Here is a 17,928-nt window from a genome sequence, read left to right on the forward strand (position 1 = left end):
AAGGGGGACATCGCGCGCGCTCGATCGACCCGGGACGGAAACAGGGCGGCAACACGCGCCCCCGAAACTGGGGAGGCTCCAAGCCCCCTCCCACTCCGTTCGAAGGTGTTCGCTTGTCCCACTCCCCCCTCCGGAGGGTCGCCCGACTCTCCGCCGCCACCGCCCTCTGCTCCGGTCTCGCCCTGAGCGCCGCCCTCGCCGCCCCCTCGGCGTTCGGCGCGACCACCGCTCCGACCCCGGCCGTCACCGCCCCCGCGGTCGTCGACCTCAGCATCACCGACGCCCTCGCGCTGCTCGAGTCGGGAGCGACCACGTCGGTCGCCCTCACCCAGCGCTACCTCGACCGCATCGCCGCCTACGACGACCCCTACGGCGACCAGCCCGGGCTCGCCGCCGTGATCCTCGCCAACCCGGAGGCGCTCAGCACGGCCGCCGCCCTCGACGCCGAGCGCGCGGCCGGCACGATCCGCGGACCGCTGCACGGCATCCCGATCCTGGTGAAGGACAACTACGCCACGTTCGACATGCCGACGACCGCCGGCAGCGCCTCCCTGCACACGTACCAGACGAAGCTCGACTCGACAGCGGTCGAGCGACTCCGTGCGGCCGGCGCGATCATCCTCGCGAAGACCAACATGTCCGAGTTCGCCTGGCACGGCACCTACACGCTCAGCTCCGAGCGCGGCCGCACGAACAACCCCTACAACCAGGCCAACAGCGCCAGCGGCTCGAGCGGAGGCACCGGCGCGGCCGTCGCCGCCGGCTACGCCCCCGCGGGCCTCGGCACCGACACCTGCGGCTCGATCGTCGGACCGAGCGCGCACCAGAGTCTCGTCGGCTACCGCCCCACCATGGGCCTGACCAGCGTCACGGGCATCGTCCCGCTGTCGCCCCGCCAGGACGTCTCGGGTCCGATGACGACGACCGTGACGGATGCGGCACTGCTGATGGAGGTGCTCGCCGGCTACGACCCGACCGACCCGCTGACGGTCATCGCCGACGAGCAGGACAGCTCGGCCTACGTCGAGGGGCTCAGCGACACTGCCCTCGAGGGCAAGCGCATCGGCTACGTGCAGTGGGACTACGAGGAGGATCCGGCCCGCCCGGGCCTCACCGAGACGACGGCGCTCATCGATCAGGCCGTCCGCGACCTCGCTGCGCAGGGCGCCGAGATCGTGCCGGTGCCGACCTTCACCCGCGAGTTCGTCTCGGACACGCTGGTGAGCGGCGGCTACCTCGACATGCGCCCGAGCATCGACTCGTTCTTCGCCACGACGGAGGCGACCTGGCCCGACGGCCTCGCCGCCCTCACCGAGCCGGTCGACGCGCTGACCTTCTCCGATGTCATGAAGGACGGGAAGACCTCGCTGCTGCCGGAGGACGTCGAGTTCTTCGAGAGCAACGAGGACATCCCGAACCCCGCCTACGACGCGGCGATCGCCGCGCAGGACGCGGGCAAGATCGCGATGGACCAGTTCTTCGTCGACAACGACCTCGACGCCCTCGCCATGCCGACCAGCGCCACCTCGGCCGCGCCCGACTGGGCGGGCACGACGTTCTGCGACGTCGGCGCCAACACGGGCGTCCCGACGGTCTCGCTGCCGGCAGGCTTCACCTCAACCGGAGCCGCCGCCGGCCTCGAACTGGCCGCCCCGCGCAGCCAGGACGCGGCGCTGCTCGCGATGTCGTACGACTACGAGCAGGCGACGCTGCACCGCGTGGCCCCGGCCTCGACTCCGGAGCTGCCGGTGACGGAGCCGACGCCGCAGCCGACCGCGGAGCCGACGGCTGAGCCCACGGCCGAGCCCACCGTTGAGCCCACCGCCGAGCCGACCGCGACCGCCGTGCCCGTGGTGCCGGCGCCGTCCGCGACTCCCACCGCCACCGCGAAGCCGACCGCGGCCCTCGCGCACACCGGCACCGAGGGGACGACCGGGCTCGCCGCCCTGGCGTTCGCGCTCGTGGCCGGAGGCGCGGGTGCGCTGGCGCTGACCGCGACGCGCAGGCGGACCGCGCAGAAGTAAGAGTGAGACCGAGGCGGGGTCGGCGGTTCGTCCGCTGGCCCCGCTTCTGCGCGCGCAACATCAGCCGAGAGTGGCTCTCGCGCACCATCGTGCGTGAGCGGCGTCCTCAGCTGATGTTGTGCACCCGTCAGGCGACCGTCGCGCTCGCGACCGGTCGCATCGGCACCCGCGGCGCCCAGCCCAGCGCGATCGCCGCGCCCGCCCACGCGACCTGACCGAGCAGCGGAAGCGCCGCCGAGACGATCGAGGCGTCCCCGCCGTTGGTGTAGAAGGTGTCGGCGATCGACATCCCGATGCCGAAGCCGGTGAAGAAGCGGAAGAAGATCGCGGCCCCCACCAGCGAGAGCATCACGATCGCGAGGCGTCGCGGAGTGAGGATCCGGCCGGAGGGGTGGAGGGCGAGCCCCGCCACGAGCAGCGCCGGGACGCTCCAGAACACGGCCCAGATCACCAGCGCGACGACAGTGCCCGTGAGCGAGAAGCCGTCGCGCTCGGCCATCAGCGCGTAGATCGTCGCGAGGTCGGTGCCGGGAACCTTCGTCAGAGGGTTCCAGACCAGCAGGTCGATCCCGCCGACCACGACCACCGCGAGCACCAGCGCCGCGCCGCCGAGGGCGATCGGCACGCGCTGCCGCCGGGTCGCCTCCCGGTGCGCGACCGCGACCGGACGCGTGCCCCCGATCACGGCGAGCCCGGTGGCCAGCCCGGCGAGCACCACGACGAAGCCCAGCAGCGGCAGCCACCAGGGCGCTCCCGGCACCAGCACCCCGACGACGACCGCTGCGGGTCCCGCGATGGCCGCGAGCAGCGACACGCGAGCGGTGCGGGTCTCGGCGGAGCGGGCGGCTCCGACCAGGTGCGCGACTCCGACGACCCCGGCCACGAGCGCCAGCGCCGTGACGACCCGGCCGCTCGTCTGCAGCGCCGTGAGCACTCCCGCCGACGCCCCCTCGGGCACGATGCCCCCGCCGGTGAGGTAGACGCCGATCAGCACGAAGGCCGCCGCCGCCAGCAGTCCCAGACCGCGCCGGGCGAGTCGGCGCGGCCGGAGGAACCGCGGCTCGCCCGAGTGCGCGGGCAGCGCCCGGTCGAGGGTGGCGCTGAGGACGAGCGCCCCGATCACGATGTCGCGTCGGTGCTCGGGCGCACCGGCGACGTCGGCGCGCCACTCCTCGAGGTAGCGCTCGCGCGCGAGCGGTGGGAGGAGGCGGGCCAGGAGGCGCAGCAGCAGGTCGATCACGCGGTCACCCCCGCGGTGCCGACGGCCCGGGCCGGGGCGGCGGCGCGCGCGATCGCCGCGGGTGCCGCCTCCGCCCCCTCGCCCGTGAGCTCGTAGAGCCGGCGCCGCGGGCCGCTGCGCTCGGAGTCCGACTCCCAGACCGAGGTCACCCAGCCCGCGCCCTCGAGCCGCTCGAGGATCGGGTAGACGCTGCCGGCCGGGCGGCCCGTGGCCTTGATGACGAGCATCCCCCAGGTCGGGGCGTCGGAGTCGAGGAGGACGCGCAGCACGTCCGCGGTGGCGGCGGTGATGCGGGCGAGCGGAGTCATGCGGCGAGGCTACCTATATAGAGATGGCGCGGTCAATCGCCGGGCGGCCCATCAAGGCTCAGCGGATCCGCCCGGCTGCGATACTCGCCGCATGACCCTGTACAACCCCGCCGTGTTCCCCGAGCCCACTCCCGGCCAGGGCCCCGGCCCGACTCCCGCCAAGACGGGCAACGGCCTCGGACTCGCCTCGCTCATCATCGGCATCCTCGCCCTCGTCGGCGCCGTGATCCCGATCGTCAACTACGTCTCGGGCTTCCTCGCCTTCATCGGCCTGGTGCTGGGCATCGTCGCGCTGTTCCTCAAGAACCGCACCCGCGGCACCGCGATCGCCGGAGTGATCCTGAACGCGGTCGCGCTGATCCTGTCGATCATCCTGGCCATCGTCTACACCGCCGGGTTCGCGACCGGCGTCTCGAACGCGATCCAGACCGCGCAGGCCGACGCGACCGACGGCCCCACCGTGCCCCTCGTCTACGAGGTCACCGGCACGGGCACCACCGCCACCGTCGTCTACTCGACCCTCGACGGCGTCGGCTCCGGAGTCGAGCAGGCCACCGACGTCGCCCTCCCCTTCACCGAGGAGCTGCAGGTGCAGGACGACGGCACCCCCGCCTTCCAGGCCTTCACCCTCACCGCGACGAACGGCGCCGACGACGAGGGCGACATCACCTGCCGCATCACCCTCGACGGCACCGTCATCGCCGAGCAGACGAGCACCGGCGCCTTCGCGACGGCGCTCTGCACGGCGACGCCGTAGGGGCTGCTCGAACGACGAAGGATGGATGCGTCCTGCGGCGCCCGACCCTGCGGTCCGGCGCGAGGTTCCCGCATCCATCCTTCGCTCTCGACCCGCGCCGCCGCACGGGCGCACCCGAGACCTGCTACTTGCGGAACATCCGCGCCGTGGTCTCGAACAGGCCCTTGATCGGGCGCTGCTGCTCGCCCTGCTGGGCGCCGAGGATGATGATGACCGAGGTCAGCACCGGGATCAGCCACTGAGTGACCTTCTGCACGCGCAGCGCGGTGGTCAGCTCCGGCGTGTTGCTCGCCGACGCCTCGGTGACACCCTTGGCGCCCTCGTCGATGTGCTTCGCCTGGGTCGCGCCGGCGATCGCGGCGGTGACGGAGGCGGCGCCGGCGAGGCCGGTCACGACGGTCTTGATGATCGTGTTGGTGCGGCTCTCCTGCTGGTTCTTCAGGCGCTCCTTGTTCGACAGGATGAGGCCGATGCCTCCGACGCCGTGGGCGGCGATGGCCGCGAGCTGCACGGGGGTCCAGCGGGCCCAGCCCACGGAGGCGACGCGGAGGCGCTCGGACGGGTCGGACGAGGTGGCGGCGGCTCCGTTGAGGCCGACGGCGCCCATGAGGGAGCCCCCGAACCAGGCGGCGGCACCGAGGTCGTGGAGGCTGCGGACGAGCGTGTTGCGTGAGGGCATGGCTGCCTCTTCTCTGATCGTGGTCGCGCTAGTGCGGACGCTTTCGACGCTACGTCCGCCGATGCGCAGGGGCACGGGGCTTGACCTCTCGGCGACGGGGCGCTCGAGTGGAGGCGTACCCCATCCCGGGGTCGCGAGCGAGGGACCGACGATGACGACAGACGACGAGAAGCGCACGATCCGCGACGAGTTCCACGACGCCGTGAACATGACCGCGAAGCAGCTCGAGGACTGGCTGGCGAAGGACGAGTCGAAGGAGGTCGGCCAGAAGCCCGCCGGCGGAGGCGAGTCCACCGGCCACGAGAGCGGCCGCCGCATCATCGACATCCTCGGTACCAAGCAGGCCGATCTCACGGACGACGACTACGCGCACATGAAGAAGGTCACGGCGTACGTGGCGCGGCACTCGAAGCAGCGGCCGTCGGGGGACGTGACGGAGACGAAGTGGCGGTACTCGCTGATGAACTGGGGGAACGACCCGCTCAAGAAGTGAGAACGGCTGGGGGAAGCAGTGCCATCCTGTCCTTGCTGTCCCCATTTTCGGGGTGGCTCAGTGGGAGGCGGCACACATGGCGAGAATCAGGTCGTTGCGAGTCGGAACACAGAACGTCAGCGTCCACCAGACGGAGGTGGACTGCAGTTATCAGGAAGTCGTCGCCGAGGACGGAAGCAGGTACATCCATCTCTCGACCTTCGGATCGGACGATCGCAAGTCCGGTCCGAAGAGCAGTCAGACGCTTCAGATGGACGAACGAGCGGCACGCGAGCTGATCGAGATCCTCATCTCGACTTTCCACCTGGACTGAGCGCGGTCTACGGAACTTCTGCTTGCACCAGGGCGTCGCTCCAGCGAGACCGGATCTCCGCAGCTATCAGCTCGGGAGCCTCGTGCTCCCAGTAGCGCAGCACAGTCCAGCCTGCAGCGGTCAATCGGGCGTCGGTGTCACGATCACGCTCCACGTTGGTGGCGAGCTTCGGCAGCCAGTACTCGGCATTCTGCTTGGGGGTAGTCGCGTGGAGGGGGCAGCTGTGCCAGAAGCACCCGTCGATGAAGACCGCGATCCGCCTGCGGGTGAAGACGATGTCCGCGCGTCTGCGCAACCCGGGCACGGGCGGATGGTCGATTCGATACCGCAAGCCCATCGCGTGGAGCCTGCGGCGGACCGCGAGCTCCGGCGCGGTGTCCTTGCGCTTGTTGCCGCGCATCGAGCGACGAGCTCCGTCAGACGACGCCCATGAGGACGTCTCGACCGCGCGTGCCATGACGACTCGACTCAGCGGCCTGCAGGGGTCCTGATCACGGTTGCGACCGAGCGGGGCAGATTCGTATGCGTCGTCTCGTAGCCGATCCCGAGGAAGGACTTGAAGAGGGACGAGAAGACCACCTCTGCTCCCTCGACCGGAACGGCCATTCCGATCTGACGCCGCACGCTGTCCCGCCCGCCGACGAACTCGTACTCATCCGGGAAGGTCTGCAGCCTCGCCCGCTCGCGATTCGTGAGCGCGCGAGGCTCGTCCCAGTGGTAGACGTGCGTCCCACCGCCACCCGATCCGGTGACGGTGTAAGAGGGCTTGTCGCGCTCCAACCGCTTGTAGATCTGGCTGATCGTCGCGCCTGTGACGTTGAGCCGCAGGTGCTCGGGGAGCTCGGCAGTGAAAGCGCTCTGACCCGGCTTGATGTGCGTCAGCCTTTCGATGACCCACGGCTTCTGCTTCGCCAGCTCATTCTGCGTGACGAGCGGCCCGATCGGAGGGTTCTCGAGCCTGTTGCCCGCCGAGTTGTCGATGTGGGCGTAGGGCTCGGTCGCGGGGATGCGGAACTCCACGTCGAGGTCCTTTCGGATGCCGACGATGAGAATGCGGTGTCGACGTTGCGGAAGGCCGTACTGCTCGAACTTGTACAGGTGCGGCGTGAGGACGTACCCGCCCTGGTCGCCCGCCCGCTCGAGCTCCCGGAGGATCTGGCGGAAGGAGTGCCCGTCGTTGGAGCCTTTCAGATCACCGACGTTCTCGGCGACGAACCAGGCCGGCGAGTGCTCATTCAGCACGTTCACGCCGTACTTGTAGAGCGGCCCGAAGCGACCCATCATGCCCTTGCGCTCGCCCACTCGACTGAAGTCGTTGCAGGGGAAGCCGAAGGCGAAGCCGTCGATCGGGGCGAGGGACGAGGTCTCGAGGACTCGGACGTCGGCGTGGATCACAGACTCTGCTGTCGCGCCGGGGATATTGGAACGGTACGTCGCGCAGGTATCGGCGTCGTAGTCGTTCGCCCAGGCATGCCGGAGATCGACACCGAGCTCCTGAGCAGCTCGATGAGCGCCCAGAGCCATCCCGCCAGGGCCGCAGAAGAGCTCACCCATTCTGAATTCCACGTGCTGCCTCTCGTTCTGCCCCGCGTCAGTGTGCATCCAGCTACCGACATCGGCGGATTCACGCCACCAGGCGTTCCGCAAGCATCCGATCGAGCGAGTGCTCGACGAGACGATCCAGCCGCCGGGGAGTAGGAGCAGCTTACCTCTCTGCCGGCCCCTGAGCCGTCCCTAGCGCCAGGACCCCGGCGCGGTGCCGCAGGGTTAGGAAGAAATACGCATGCATGGATCCATCCGTGCGCGGGAGCCCTGCATCCGGCACGTAGGCTGTGCTCAGGTTCATCAAGGGGGCGGCTTGGAGCACGAGATCCTGGTTCCCGGCGTGGAGCTCCTGGAGTCGATGCGCTCTGTCGGCTACTCGTTCCAGGCCGCGATCGCCGACCTCGTTGATAACAGCATCAGTGCGGACGCTCGACGCATCGAGATCACCGGCGATCCGATCGATTCCTCGTTCCTCACCATCCTCGACGACGGTGCGGGGATGACTCCGGATGACGCACGCACCGCGCTCCAGCTCGCTGGAAGCGCACGCACCGGAGCGCGGGCAGGCTCCGACTTGGGCCGGTTCGGCCTCGGGCTCAAGACCGCCTCACTCTCCCAGGCGAGGCGGCTGACGGTCCTCACCCGCAAGAATGGTGAGACGTCCGCCCTCCAATGGGATATCGATCACGTGCTTGCCACTGGGCAGTGGTCGTTGAGCATCCTGAGCGCGAGCGAGTACGCCGATCTGCCCCGCGCAGAGACCCTGCTGACGCGGGAGGCCGGCACTCTGGTGATCTGGCAGGAGCTTGACTACATGCTCGGAGCCGCAGCCCGGCCCGATGTCGTGATGGCCGAGCGTCTGCAGGACCTCAGGGGTCACCTGTCGCTCACCTTCCATCGGTTCCTCGATGATGGAACGAGGAATCCGCTCGTGATCTCCGTGAATGGCATCAACGTGGCCGCACTGGATCCCTTCCTCTCGAAGAATCCGAAGACGCAGGAGTCCTATCGGGAGCCTCTGACGATCGAGGGGCAGCGGATCGAATTCCAGTCGTACACGCTTCCTCACCCGTCCGCGCTTTCGAAGAAGGAGCGGGAGCGCTGGGATCTCGGCGCCGGCATGCGAGAGCGGCAGGGCTTCTACATCTACCGGAACCGCCGGCTCATCTCCTACGGCCACTGGTTCGGATTGTCCCGACGCGAGGAGCTGTCCAAGCAGTCCCGCGTGATGGTCGACATCCCGAACACCGTGGATCACCTGTGGCAGCTGGACATCAAGAAGTCTCGGGCCGAGCCGCCCCAGGCCTTCCGAACCCACTTCAGGCGAGTGATGGACCAGGTCATCGGGAAGAGCAAGCGGGTGCACACCTTCCGGGGGCGGCGGGCAACGGGCGATGCGATCGCGCGGATGTGGGAGAAGGTGACGGAGCGCGACGGGTACCGGTATCAGGTCAATGCGGATCATCCACTCGTCAATGCCCTCCAGGAGTCGATGACAGACGAGCAGCGGCGACAGCTCGGCCGCCTGCTCGCCGACCTCGGCCAGACCTTTCCTACTGCGGACCTCTACATCGAGGCGGCGAAGGGCCAGACCAGCTCTGCACCGCTGGTCACCACCTCGGACGTATTGGAGCAGCTCTCGGCGCTCCACCGCTCAGGCGGCTTCGGAAATCTCTCAGCGACGCAGGTCGCGTCGACACTTCGGGCCATCGAGCCCTTCGATCGCGTCGAGGATCTCGACGAACTCATCAAGCAGGTATGGAGCGCAAGCGCATGACGAGCTCGGCAATCAGCACCCAGAAGAAGATCCTCCTCGACGCTCTGAACGGGATGCTGTTCAACGACGAGTCGATCCCGCTGGACGATCTCGAGACAAGGGCGCGACAACTCGCTCCTATTCTCGCACCCCAGCTCGCCGCGAACGATGTCGACGACGTGGTTGCTCGAGTGACCGAGTTGCAGAACGTCGTAATCGATCTTGTTCCTATCGTCGTCGACTCGGCCACGTTCAAGGAGTGGCTCGCGGAGCGAAGCGCCACGACGGACACGAAGCGGTGGAACGCCTACCGGCAGCTCCTAGTCAATCGCGAGTGGAGCCCGAATGTCATCCGCAAGCTCGACGAGCTGACGGACATCGTCGTAGAGCACATGGGCGATCCAAAGCGCTCCGGTGAGTGGGCTCGACGAGGACTCGTCATCGGAGAGGTGCAGTCGGGCAAGACCGCCACCTACCTGGGCATACTGAATAAGGCGATCGATTACGGCTACAAGATCGTCGTCGTCATCGGCGGGCACACGGAGGAACTCCGGCGTCAGACGCAACAGCGACTCGACAAGGACATGACCGGTGTCGACTCCGTCTACATCGCGGACAACATCGACTCCAGGTACGCGAACATGCGCATCGGCGTCGGGAAGATCGACTCCACGATCCAGAGCAACATCCTGACGACCACACGCTCGGATTTCAGCGCCGCCAGCAAGAACGCCGGTGTCGTCGCCCTCGAGGGCGACACCCCCACGATTTTCGTCGTCAAGAAGAACGCCAAGGTCCTCGCGAATCTCGCCAACTACCTTGTCGGACAGGCGCAGAACGGCAAATTGAATGCGCCGCTGGTCGTGCTGGACGATGAAGCGGACTGGGCGTCCGTGAACACGAAGACCGAGGAAGACGCGGCCGCCGTAAACAAGGTGATCCGTCGACTGCTCGCCGCTTCCAGTCGCAGCTCGTACCTGGCCATCACAGCGACTCCTTTCGCGAATGTGCTGATCGATGACTCTGTCGACGAAGACCTCTTCCCCCGCGACTTCATCCAGGCTCTCGAGAGCCCGTCGAACTACACCGGGGTCGAGTCCTACTTCGGTCGGGAGACCGCACCGGACGCGCCGAAGCGCATCCGCACCGACGTGCAGGACTGTCTGGACGTCCTTCCCTTCAGTCACAAGCGCACGGCGCAACTGGAGGAGTTGCCGGACAGCATGATCAAGGCGCTGAGCGCTTTTCTCGTGGGCACTGCGATCCGACGGGTGCGAGACGAGGAGACCCGTCCTGCATCGATGATGATCAACGTCTCCCGATTCAACGATGTTCAGGAGAACGTGACGGCGGAGGTCAAGCACTTCGTCGACGAGGTCACGCGAGCAGTGCTCGCCGAGTATGCGTTGCCGGAGGATGAGCTGGCAGACGGCAAGTCCCCAGCCTCTGTGCTCAGGGAGGTCTTCGAGGAGGAGTATCCGGGGACAGCCTCCTGGGAGGAGCTGCGACCGCACCTCCTCGACATCGCAGCCGAGGTCACAGTCGTCCTGGTCAACAGCGGCACTATGGGCCCTCGGAACAAGCGCTTGAGTGAGATGTCGCGGGAGGACCGTGAGGCCGAATCCCGGCTGCCCACGATCTTCGTCGGCGGCGACGTCCTCGCGCGAGGCCTCACACTCGACGGACTCCAGGTGAGCTACTTCGTCAGGAAGGCAGCCGCCGCGGACACCCTGCTCCAGATGGGACGGTGGTTCGGCTATAGACCGGGTTACGAGGACCTCGTGCGAGTCTGGATCGATTCTGCTGTCGTGGACCTCTTCAAGTATGTCGCAGACGTCTCGGACGATCTTCGTGGGTCCCTCCGCCTGATGAATTCTCTGAAGATGACACCGGAGCAGTTCGGGTTGAAGATGCGCAGGCACCCCGAGGCCTTCCTGATCACGGCAGCAAACAAGCAGAAGAATGCTTTGCAGATCGAGGGTGAGGTCGATATCAACGGCGCATCCTTCGAGTCTTATGTGCTGTCGGCGGCGAGTGATGACCTGAACCGGAACTCGAAAGCAGCAGTCGATCTGGTCGAGACCCTGAAGACCCTCGGGGGCCCCGCAGAGGACCGGGGGGCACTCGTTTGGGACAGCGTGCCTGCAGAAGTGGTCGTGCGCTTCTTCGCGCAGTTCAGAGGTCACGACACTGAGACATTCTTCGGTCGCACAGCCAAGAGCGACAAGGCTCAGCTTTCCGCACACCTGGCTGATGCCGTGAATGCAGAGAGCTGGGATGTCGGCTTCGTCTCCGGTTCCGGGGATCAGTCGAGTGCTCTCGGACTTCCGGGTGACCCGAAGACCAGCCTCCGGGCGGGAGTCGAGGCAAGCTCGGGCATGTCGTTGCGCTTCGGGAATCGACGCGTCGCCGCAGGTTCCGACATAAAGAACGCGATGAAGCGGGACGTCATCCGCAAGCTTGAGGCCGATCTCGGAGTTGGCGAGCGGCTATCGGAGCCCACGATCATCCGCCATGCGTTGGAGCGCCCCTTGCTCCTCGTCTACAGCGTGATCACTCAGACCTACTCTGAGGCGAAAACTGAAGAAGAGCATGGCGCCGTGGTGAAGGACGACAAGCGCCCGAAGATACGAGCAAATAAACCGCTGATCGCAGTCGTTGTGGCCTTCCCGGTCTCCTCCGACGATCAAGAGCGAGCAGGAAGCAAGAAGGGCCGGGTAGCCCGCTTTGTAGCGAACACGGTTTACGCGCGCATGAATCTGAACTTGCCGACGGCAGACGAGGAATCAGATGAGGGTGCCGCGTGAAGCTTGAAGAAGCCTTCGCAACCGCCCTCCGAGGGGAGGACGGCAAGGTCGTCAGGCTTCGTCATTTGTGGCTTCGCGTCTTCGTTCAGAACAGTCAGCGGCATCCGGCTCTCGTGATTGAGCTCCCGTCGACACTCGACTACTTCATCGACGGTGGGCGTGGCTTCTCAGTCCAGGTCTCGCAGGCCCCTCAGTCGGGACTCACTTATCTGCGGATCACCTCCCTCGAGCCGGAACTCGACCCCGCGTTCCTCGTGCTCTGCCGGTACCTCCTCGAAGAGAGTCAGCGGGTCGACGGCGCAGAGGCGAGCGTGGAGGCGTTCGCACGCAGTCTCGAGGCGTTCCGGGACTTCCTCGCGAAGCCGCGCGGTCGACTTGGGGAGGACGCACTGCGAGGGCTGATGGCCGAGCTGACGATCCTCGAGATGATCCTCACCGCGGGAAAGACGCCGTCCACTGCCCTCCGGGACTGGAGCGGCCCCTTCGGCAACAGCAAGGACTTCATCTTCCCCTCCGGGCACTGCGTCGAGGTGAAGTCGGCCCACCGGCCGTCCATGGAAGTGACGATCTCGAGCCTGCAGCAGCTGGAACCGGCCAACACCACGCTCCAGCTCGCAGTCGTGCCCATGGAGAGATCCGACCCATCCGACGCGGAGGCTCGCAATCTGCTCCAGCTCTTCGATGCCCTGGCGGCCGAGGCTGATCACGACCCAGGCTCAAGGAAGCTCTGGAGCGATGCCGTCCACGCCCTCGGTTTCGACCGTGAGGACAGCTACTACGCCGACTGGTGGTTCCGGATCGGGGACATCCTGGCTTTCGATGTCGTGGACGAATTCCCGCGTGTGCGCGCAGTCTCGGTTCCGGCCGCAGTGACGAGCGTCACCTACCGTTTGAACATCGCGTCGCTTGCGGACTACGCGGGCAGTCTCCGACTGCACTGAGCACCCACCGGAGTACAACGAATGACTTTCGAGGAAGCACTGCGCGAGCGCATCGCCCTGAGGGCAGAGGGCTCGTCCTCGTTCGCCGTGCAGGCCTTCGGCGAGGAGCTGGTCGCTCGTCTTCAAGAGGCTGAAGTCGTCTTCGACGCGACGGTCGAGCCCCTGCGCTGCTCTGGGCGGCGATCGAAGAAGCTCGAGATCCTCGGGTACGCGGAGGACACCGCGGACGACTCCCTGGTCGTGATCGTCGGAGCGCACTACGACTCTCCGGGCTCGGTCCTCACGAGGACGGAGGCGCGGAAGATCTTCGGCGCTGGAGAGGCGTACCTGGAGCACTCGGTCGACGGCTGGCTCTCCGACAACCTCGAGATCAGCTCCCGCGAAGCCGAGTACGCGATCTACTTCAGGGAGAACCTCGCGAAGTACAACCGCCTGAAGTTCATCCTCGTCACCGATGCGACGCTCAGTTCTCGCGTCACAACGATCGAGGACGAAGTCGTCGCAGGCAAGCCCGCGTCCTACTCCATCTGGGACCTCCGGCGATTCGACGAGCTCGCTGCTTCGGAGAGCGGCCGGGACGACATTCGGATCGATCTCACCGAGTGGATGCCGGAGGGGCTGCCCTGCCTCATCGGGGCGGAGAACGGTGCTGCCGCGACGAGTTACCTGGCAGTACTTCCCGGGCGTCTGCTTGCAGATGCCTTCCAGCGCTACGGCAGCCAATTGCTCGAGTCCAATGTGCGGACGTTCCTCAGCGCACGCGGGAAGGTCAACAAGGGAATTCAGACCACTCTGGCCGATGAGCCGGACATGTTCCTGGCCTACAACAACGGGCTCACCACGACAGCCACGGGCGTCACAGTCGAGCAGAGGGAGGGCGCGAACTTCATCACCTCGATCGACAACTGGCAGATCGTGAACGGCGGTCAGACGACTTCTTCTCTTGCTCACTTCGTGCGGCAGACGAAGGACCGCTCATTGGAGGGCGTCTTCGTTCAGATGAAGCTCGTGACGGTCGCACCTGCTCAAGCAGCCGATCTCGTCGCGAAGGTGTCGCGCTTCGCCAACAGCCAGAACAAGGTCAGCGAGGCCGACTTCTTCTCGAACAGCCCGTTCCACATCCGTCTCGAGCAGATCAGCCTTCGCGTGAAGGCGCCCGCACAGGACGGCGTCCAGTTCGGCACCGGGTGGTTCTACGAGAGGACCCGCGGACAGTACGAGAACACGAAGAATGCGCGGACGGCCGCGGAACAGCGGCGCTTCGAGCTCGAATTCCCCAAGAACCAGGTCGTCACGAAGACGGACTGGGCGAAGTTCGCTTTCGCCTGGGACCAGAAGCCTCACGAGGTCAGCCGAGGTGCGCAGAGCAACTTCATGGCCTACGCGGTGGAGACCGACCGCCTCTGGGAGCAGTCGGCCGATGCGGTGAACGACGAGTACTACCGGCAGAGCGTCGCCAAGGTCATCATGTACAACCGCCTCCGGACCGCCGTCATGCAGTCGGACTGGTACGAGGGCGGCTATCTCGCGAACATCGTCGCCTATGCGATCTCGAAGTTCGCCTTCGAGCTCGGCCGCAAGATGCCCGATCACCGCTTCGACTTCGATCGGGTGTGGCGCGAGCAGGCGATCGGCCCTGTCGCCGAGGAAACGCTGCTCACGCTGGCTCGGGCGATGCACGCGGTGCTCACCGATCGCGACCGGCCTCAAGGAAACGTGACCCAGTGGGCGAAGCAGAACGCTTGCTGGGACGCCGCGCAGAAGAAGCGGGTCGTCTTGAATCCTGCGCTCGTCGATGAGCTCGTGCCGACCAGCGCGGCCCACGCCGCGCCGAGCGCCCCGAGCTCGACCACTCCCGCGGGGTCGGTCGTAGAAGCTGTCGCGCGCGTCCTCCGGGTGAAACCGGCTGTCTGGGCAGCGGTTCTAGGCGAGGGCGTCGAGCGAGGCGTGGTCAGCCCCATCGAGCGCGCTCTCATCGAGCGTCTCGCCGTCCCCGGGACCGTGCCGAGCGAGCGCCAGGCGGCGCGGGCGCTCGCTGCGCTCGACCGCAGCGCCGAGCACGACCTCGTCGCGACCGACGCCTACTGAGGACCAATTGCGGGTCGGCGTCCTCAGTCGTCCGCTTGTGCGCGCAGGAGCGCGGCCAGGTCGGCCTCGCCGCGTTCCTCCACGCGCATGAGCAGGTCCGATGCGGAGGCCTCCATATCAAGGCCGACAGCGACCGCCAGCGCGCGAGGATCGTCGACGCCCGTCAGCGCGCGGACGTCCTGCGGGTCGTCCACCGCAGCGATGGTGACCTGGTCCCCGACGAATAGGAGACGCGCGATGTCGCCGCCGGCGCTGTCGATCGTTGCGAGAGCTGCGCGAAGAGTGCCCATCTGGGGCTGGGTGCCCTCCCATGTCACCGTGACGCCCCAGTCGTCTCCGTGCCAGCGCTTCCTCTCACCGGGCGCGAGCCCGAGAGCCAGTGCAACTCCCGAGGAGAGCACCGTCCCACTCCCCCGGAGGTGCTCGGCTGTCACCTCGAGGCGGAAGGCGACGCCGCCGTCATCGAGGAAGTAGAGGTTCTTCGTGAGGCCGGGCCTCTTCCGGACAGCGGCCCGTCGTTCCGCGAAGCGGACGACCCCGCCGCGAGTGACAAAGGGCCAACCTGACGCGTATCCGCGAACACTGCTCGCGGCCACCGAGAGCCTTTGAGGAAGAGCCTCGAGGAGCGAATCGAGGGCGATGGCGCCGTCGTTGCGCTCGATCTCGGCCGCGATCGCGTCCTTGATGCTCGTGTAGGCCTCCCCGCCCCACTCCACGAGCCCCCAGTCACCGCGGCCGACGCGCACCAGCCGCTCGTCGAGCGCGAGAGCGTTCCGGATCGACTGCACCGCGCGCTGTCCCTCGAAGGCAGCTTCGATCCAATCGATCGGCCTCGGCTCACCCTCGTTGCTGAGAAGTGCCACCGTGAGGTCAGGAATCGAGGCACGACGCGTCCGCGCCCAGACATCGCCGATGCGGACGTGACCGAGCAACGTCATCCATTCGACGACTCGCTTCTCCGAAAGCCCCGTCCATTCTGCGAAGGACGCGACGACTTCACTGTGCGGGGCGCCTCCGTGCTGGTCGACCAGGTCGGCGAATCGGGTCTCCGACTCGGCCCGAGCAGCTCCCAGTGACGGGACCGCGAACCATTCGCCATCACCCTCGAAGCCGTCGTCGACTGCGTCCAGAACCGCGAGAGCAGTGGTCCCATCAACATCGACAGACTCCAGGACTCCGGGGACCTCAGCGAGCGTCTCGATGTGCGAGAGCGATCCGATCCGCGATCTCACTGCGGCCGCTCGGAAGGCCAGCGCTTCGTCGCGCTCGAGCCAGGTGGACAGCGAGTCCCGCACCTTGCTCTCGATCTGCCTCACGCGCTCGCGCGTCACGCCGAGCCGCTCGCCGAGCTGGTCCAGTGTCGCCCGCCGACCTTGAACATGCCGCTCCAGAAGGATAATCCGCCTCCGCTCGTCGAGGTCGGCAAGGTGGACTCCGATCTGCTGTGCAAGAGAAGCGGCCTCGGCACCCGTCCCGATCCAGTCATCGGACGTCAGCGAGTCGAGCAGACTCCACGCCTCGATGACGGCGAGCGGCGCCGAGCCTGCGTCTCGCGGCGCGGAGAGCAGAGGAGCCGCACCCTGACCGAGAGCCTGATTCCAGGAGGACACAACCTGCACCGCGTCGAGCAGCCTCGACCGCGGCGTCGCGTCCGCCGCTCGACGGAGGCGCCGGGAAGTAGCCTGCGTTTCTGCGACCGGCTCGGTCGACGAGCCGACCGAGCTGAGCGCCTCCCCGACCAGCCAGGCCAGCAGGTCCGTCACACTCCGGGCACCCATGCCGCGGAGCACCATCACACCCCGTACTCGCAGCGGAGCGAGCGACTCGAAGTCGGTCAGCGCTTCCCGAAGCAGTACGTTCCGGAGTCGCACGCTCTGCACTCGATCGGGCACATCCCTGCTGCGCACGGTCGGGAACAGCTCGCGCATGGTCGACGAGCTGCGGTATTCGACGATGTGCTCGACGATGGCGGCCCGAGCCGCTGGATCATCGGGAGCGGCAGCGACCAGCAGCGATCGCAGCTCGGCCCTGTCAGCGGTGGCGTGCCCCTCGAGCCACGGGAATGCGCGACTCCAGACGGCCGGCAGAACCGTCTCGTAGTCGAAGTCCTCGTTCGCGCTCCCGGCCATCGGGGCCCCCTCTCAGCTCAGCCATTCTCGCCCGGACGACCGACAAATGTCGTGCGGCAGGCGCTCCCGTTCTCGCGGTCAGGAGGCGCAAGCGAGGAGGATCGTCTCAGCGGCGGCCCGGTCCGCTTCACCGACACCCAATCCGTATGCGCTCACCACCCCCACGAACTGCTCCACATACCCGCACCGCAGCTCCCGCTCCGGCGGCAGCCACTCCCCCGGCCCGGCGTCGCTCTTCGACTGGTTCGTCTCCTCCGAGGCCGCGACGAGGTTCGCCGGGTCGTTCGCGAACATCAGGCGCTGCTCGTCCGTCCATGCCCAAGCCCCGTGGTGCCAGGCCCAGCCGAGGGCGACGACGTGGTCGATCTGCACCAGGCGCGAGGTGTCGGAGCCGGAGACGAAGGAGACGGCGGTGCCGTCGTAGGGGTCGATCAGGGTGCCCGAGAGGACCTTGCAGTCGCGGGTGCCGGGCTTGAACACCGGGTCGAGGAGGTCGCGGCCGAGGATGTCGTTGCGGGTGTCGCAGCCGTTGCGGTCGATGTCGGACCAGGCCTGGCCGAACAGGTCGCGGTCGTAGGGCAGGTCGGCGAAGCCGTCGTCGGTCGGGATCGCGGCGAGGGCGGCGAGCGCGGAGGCAGCGGGTCCGTCGGCAGGAGGGTCCGTCGGTGATGCGGCAGGCGAAGCGGATGGCGAAGCGACAGGCGAAGCGGACGCCGAGACGACAGGCGCGGGAGACGCCGCGACCGGCCCACCGACCGTCTCCTCCACTCCCACCACCGCGAACGCGACAGCGACGGCCCCCACCGCCGCGACAACGAACGCCCACCACGGCGTACGCCGACGCACGC

Annotated in this window: 15 protein-coding genes; 8 read left to right on the forward strand and 7 right to left on the reverse strand. The window is 67.3% G+C overall.

Annotated features, from left to right (window positions below; translation table 11 throughout):
• The first annotated feature begins 113 nt into the window (after window positions 1-113).
• Window positions 114-2,024, forward strand: a complete 1,911-nt coding sequence (locus GRS92_RS07120) for an amidase family protein (protein ID WP_204162362.1) — start codon at window positions 114-116, stop codon at window positions 2,022-2,024.
• Between the two features lie 127 nt (window positions 2,025-2,151).
• Here the strand turns inward: GRS92_RS07120 and GRS92_RS07125 are convergent, their stop codons facing one another.
• Together GRS92_RS07125 and GRS92_RS07130 are read right to left on the reverse strand one after the other, a co-directional pair.
• Complete coding sequence (locus GRS92_RS07125) at window positions 2,152-3,264, reverse strand: hypothetical protein (protein ID WP_159854647.1); 1,113 nt, start codon at window positions 3,262-3,264, stop codon at window positions 2,152-2,154.
• Window positions 3,261-3,572 carry a PadR family transcriptional regulator gene (locus tag GRS92_RS07130; protein WP_159854649.1) on the reverse strand — a complete coding sequence of 104 codons (312 nt, stop codon included), beginning with the start codon at window positions 3,570-3,572 and terminating at the stop codon, window positions 3,261-3,263. The genes GRS92_RS07125 and GRS92_RS07130 overlap by 4 nt, the downstream gene beginning before the upstream one ends.
• Window positions 3,573-3,663: 91 nt before the next feature.
• Here GRS92_RS07130 and GRS92_RS07135 point away from each other — a divergent pair, with 91 nt between their 5' ends.
• Window positions 3,664-4,329: a DUF4190 domain-containing protein gene (locus GRS92_RS07135; protein WP_159854651.1), complete on the forward strand. Its 666-nt coding sequence runs from the start codon at window positions 3,664-3,666 to the stop codon at window positions 4,327-4,329.
• 124 nt (window positions 4,330-4,453) lie between these two features.
• On the opposite strand, the gene GRS92_RS07140 is transcribed toward GRS92_RS07135, so the two are convergent.
• Window positions 4,454-5,008 (reverse strand): hypothetical protein, encoded by a 555-nt coding sequence (locus GRS92_RS07140; RefSeq protein ID WP_159854653.1) that lies wholly within the window; start codon window positions 5,006-5,008, stop codon window positions 4,454-4,456.
• A 151-nt stretch (window positions 5,009-5,159) separates the two neighbouring features.
• On the opposite strand from GRS92_RS07140, the gene GRS92_RS07145 reads away from it, so the two are divergent.
• Together GRS92_RS07145 and GRS92_RS07150 are read left to right on the forward strand one after the other, a co-directional pair.
• Window positions 5,160-5,501, forward strand: coding sequence for a DUF3140 domain-containing protein (locus tag GRS92_RS07145; protein ID WP_159854655.1), 342 nt, complete (start codon window positions 5,160-5,162; stop codon window positions 5,499-5,501).
• A 76-nt stretch (window positions 5,502-5,577) separates the two neighbouring features.
• Entirely contained in the window at window positions 5,578-5,814 is a 237-nt protein-coding gene (locus GRS92_RS07150) for a hypothetical protein (protein ID WP_159854657.1), read from the forward strand.
• A 7-nt stretch (window positions 5,815-5,821) separates the two neighbouring features.
• Here the strand turns inward: GRS92_RS07150 and GRS92_RS07155 are convergent, their stop codons facing one another.
• Complete coding sequence (locus GRS92_RS07155; RefSeq protein WP_159854659.1) at window positions 5,822-6,271, reverse strand: very short patch repair endonuclease; 450 nt, start codon at window positions 6,269-6,271, stop codon at window positions 5,822-5,824.
• An 11-nt stretch (window positions 6,272-6,282) separates the two neighbouring features.
• A complete protein-coding gene (locus GRS92_RS07160) occupies window positions 6,283-7,461 on the reverse strand; it encodes a DNA cytosine methyltransferase (RefSeq protein ID WP_235021860.1) in 1,179 nt (392 codons plus the stop codon).
• 211 nt (window positions 7,462-7,672) lie between these two features.
• Between GRS92_RS07160 and GRS92_RS07165 the strand changes: the two genes are divergently transcribed.
• From GRS92_RS07165 to GRS92_RS07180, 4 genes are read left to right on the forward strand one after another with little or no spacing between them, the layout of a single operon-like run.
• The gene (locus GRS92_RS07165) at window positions 7,673-9,136 is read left to right on the forward strand and encodes an ATP-binding protein (RefSeq protein ID WP_159854661.1); all 1,464 of its coding nucleotides are present in this window, start codon (window positions 7,673-7,675) and stop codon (window positions 9,134-9,136) included.
• On the forward strand, window positions 9,118-11,922 hold the full coding sequence (locus tag GRS92_RS07170; RefSeq protein WP_235021861.1) for a Z1 domain-containing protein: 2,805 nt from the start codon (window positions 9,118-9,120) through the stop codon (window positions 11,920-11,922). The genes GRS92_RS07165 and GRS92_RS07170 overlap by 19 nt, the downstream gene beginning before the upstream one ends.
• Complete coding sequence (locus GRS92_RS07175; protein ID WP_159854665.1) at window positions 11,919-12,863, forward strand: PD-(D/E)XK motif protein; 945 nt, start codon at window positions 11,919-11,921, stop codon at window positions 12,861-12,863. Before GRS92_RS07170 ends, GRS92_RS07175 begins: the two co-directional genes overlap by 4 nt.
• A 21-nt stretch (window positions 12,864-12,884) precedes the next feature.
• Complete coding sequence (locus GRS92_RS07180) at window positions 12,885-14,951, forward strand: AIPR family protein (RefSeq protein WP_159854667.1); 2,067 nt, start codon at window positions 12,885-12,887, stop codon at window positions 14,949-14,951.
• Between the two features lie 23 nt (window positions 14,952-14,974).
• Here GRS92_RS07180 and GRS92_RS07185 read toward each other — a convergent pair whose 3' ends face one another.
• A complete protein-coding gene (locus GRS92_RS07185) occupies window positions 14,975-17,080 on the reverse strand; it encodes a sigma factor-like helix-turn-helix DNA-binding protein (protein WP_159854669.1) in 2,106 nt (701 codons plus the stop codon).
• 78 nt (window positions 17,081-17,158) lie between these two features.
• Complete coding sequence (locus GRS92_RS07190; RefSeq protein ID WP_159854671.1) at window positions 17,159-17,926, reverse strand: HNH endonuclease family protein; 768 nt, start codon at window positions 17,924-17,926, stop codon at window positions 17,159-17,161.
• Window positions 17,927-17,928: the final 2 nt, after the last annotated feature.

The sequence above is a fragment of the Rathayibacter sp. VKM Ac-2754 genome (genome assembly GCF_009807095.1).
Lineage (GTDB): Bacteria > Actinomycetota > Actinomycetes > Actinomycetales > Microbacteriaceae > Rathayibacter.